Raw genomic sequence first — 3,151 nt, forward strand, 5'->3', positions numbered from 1 at the left:
TACGAACTTTCGGATCTTTCGTCTTCACCACCACAATCTGCGTAGCAGATTGCTTGGGTGTTATATGGTCAAGCCTCACGGGCAATTAGTATTGGTTAGCTCAACGCCTCACAGCGCTTACACACCCAACCTATCAACGTCGTAGTCTTCGACGGCCCTTCAGGGAGCTCAAGGCTCCAGTGAGATCTCATCTTGAGGCAAGTTTCCCGCTTAGATGCTTTCAGCGGTTATCTCTTCCGAACATAGCTACCCGGCAATGCCACTGGCGTGACAACCGGAACACCAGAGGTTCGTCCACTCCGGTCCTCTCGTACTAGGAGCAGCCCCTCTCAAATCTCAAACGTCCACGGCAGATAGGGACCGAACTGTCTCACGACGTTCTAAACCCAGCTCGCGTACCACTTTAAATGGCGAACAGCCATACCCTTGGGACCGGCTTCAGCCCCAGGATGTGATGAGCCGACATCGAGGTGCCAAACACCGCCGTCGATATGAACTCTTGGGCGGTATCAGCCTGTTATCCCCGGAGTACCTTTTATCCGTTGAGCGATGGCCCTTCCATACAGAACCACCGGATCACTAAGACCTACTTTCGTACCTGCTCGACGTGTGTGTCTCGCAGTCAAGCGCGCTTTTGCCTTTATACTCTACGACCGATTTCCGACCGGTCTGAGCGCACCTTCGTACTCCTCCGTTACTCTTTGGGAGGAGACCGCCCCAGTCAAACTACCCACCATACACTGTCCTCGATCCGGATAACGGACCTGAGTTAGAACCTCAAGGTTGCCAGGGTGGTATTTCAAGGATGGCTCCATGAGAACTGGCGTCCCCACTTCAAAGCCTCCCACCTATCCTACACAAGCAAGCTCAAAGTCCAGTGCAAAGCTATAGTAAAGGTTCACGGGGTCTTTCCGTCTAGCCGCGGATACACTGCATCTTCACAGCGATTTCAATTTCACTGAGTCTCGGGTGGAGACAGCGCCGCCATCGTTACGCCATTCGTGCAGGTCGGAACTTACCCGACAAGGAATTTCGCTACCTTAGGACCGTTATAGTTACGGCCGCCGTTTACCGGGGCTTCGATCAAGAGCTTCGCTTGCGCTAACCCCATCAATTAACCTTCCGGCACCGGGCAGGCGTCACACCCTATACGTCCACTTTCGTGTTTGCAGAGTGCTGTGTTTTTAATAAACAGTCGCAGCGGCCTGGTATCTTCGACCGGCGTGGGCTTACGCAGCAAGTGCTTCACCCTCACCGGCGCACCTTCTCCCGAAGTTACGGTGCCATTTTGCCTAGTTCCTTCACCCGAGTTCTCTCAAGCGCCTTGGTATTCTCTACCTAACCACCTGTGTCGGTTTGGGGTACGGTTCCCAGTTATCTGAAGCTTAGGAGCTTTTCTTGGAAGCATGGCATCAACCACTTCGCGCTCTAAAGAGCACTCGTCATCAGCTCTCGGCCTTGAAATCCCGGATTTGCCTAAGATTTCAGCCTACCACCTTAAACTTGGACAACCAACGCCAAGCTGGCCTAGCCTTCTCCGTCCCTCCATCGCAATAACTGGAAGTACAGGAATATTAACCTGTTTTCCATCGACTACGCTTTTCAGCCTCGCCTTAGGGACCGACTAACCCTGCGTCGATTAACGTTGCGCAGGAAACCTTGGTCTTTCGGCGTGCGAGTTTTTCACTCGCATTGTCGTTACTCATGTCAGCATTCGCACTTCTGATACCTCCAGCAAGCTTCTCAACTCACCTTCACAGGCTTACAGAACGCTCCTCTACCGCGTCATCAAAGATGACACCCGTAGCTTCGGTGCATGGTTTGAGCCCCGTTACATCTTCCGCGCAGGCCGACTCGACTAGTGAGCTATTACGCTTTCTTTAAAGGGTGGCTGCTTCTAAGCCAACCTCCTAGCTGTCTAAGCCTTCCCACATCGTTTCCCACTTAACCATGACTTTGGGACCTTAGCTGACGGTCTGGGTTGTTTCCCTTTTCACGACGGACGTTAGCACCCGCCGTGTGTCTCCCATGCTCGGCACTTGTAGGTATTCGGAGTTTGCATCGGTTTGGTAAGTCGGGATGACCCCCTAGCCGAAACAGTGCTCTACCCCCTACAGTGATACATGAGGCGCTACCTAAATAGCTTTCGAGGAGAACCAGCTATCTCCGAGCTTGATTAGCCTTTCACTCCGATCCACAGGTCATCCGCTAACTTTTCAACGGTAGTCGGTTCGGTCCTCCAGTCAGTGTTACCTAACCTTCAACCTGCCCATGGATAGATCGCCCGGTTTCGGGTCTATACCCAGCGACTAAAGCGCCCTATTAAGACTCGCTTTCGCTACGCCTCCCCTATTCGGTTAAGCTCGCCACTGAATATAAGTCGCTGACCCATTATACAAAAGGTACGCAGTCACCTAACAAAGTAGGCTCCCACTGCTTGTACGCATACGGTTTCAGGTTCTATTTCACTCCCCTCTCCGGGGTTCTTTTCGCCTTTCCCTCACGGTACTGGTTCACTATCGGTCAGTCAGTAGTATTTAGCCTTGGAGGATGGTCCCCCCATGTTCAGACAAAGTTTCTCGTGCTCCGTCCTACTCGATTTCACTGGCAAGAGATTTTCGTGTACGGGGCTATCACCCACTATGGCCGCACTTTCCAGAGCGTTCCACTAATCTCAAACCAGCTTAAGGGCTGGTCCCCGTTCGCTCGCCACTACTAAGGGAATCTCGGTTGATTTCTTTTCCTCAGGGTACTTAGATGTTTCAGTTCCCCTGGTTCGCCTCTTGCACCTATGTATTCAGTACAAGATAACCAGCTTGTGCTGGCTGGGTTCCCCCATTCAGAGATCTCTGGATCACAGTCTGTTTGCCGACTCCCCAAAGCTTATCGCAGGCTACCACGTCTTTCATCGCCTCTGACTGCCAAGGCATCCACCGTATGCGCTTCTTCACTTGACCATATAACCCCAAGCAATCTGGTTATACTGTGAAGACGACATTCGCCGAAAATTCGCATGTTGCTCATTGCTGAGCAGAACTCACAAATTTTACCTTAGCCTGAATAACCAGCAGTGAAACTGGCATTCAGTCTATCTATCACATATCCGAATTTTTAAAGAACGATCTGACAAAAGTCAGAAATCAACATTCAT

The 3,151-nt window shown here is 51.5% G+C and carries 1 rRNA gene; it reads right to left on the reverse strand.

The features are described from left to right. Positions 1 to 64: 64 nt before the first annotated feature. Positions 65 to 2,957 (reverse strand): 23S ribosomal RNA (locus CC207_RS08200). Positions 2,958 to 3,151: the final 194 nt, after the last annotated feature.

The organism is Pseudomonas sp. DrBHI1 (genome assembly GCF_002205115.1).
In the GTDB taxonomy this organism is placed as follows: Bacteria; Pseudomonadota; Gammaproteobacteria; order Pseudomonadales; family Pseudomonadaceae; genus Aquipseudomonas; species Aquipseudomonas mosselii.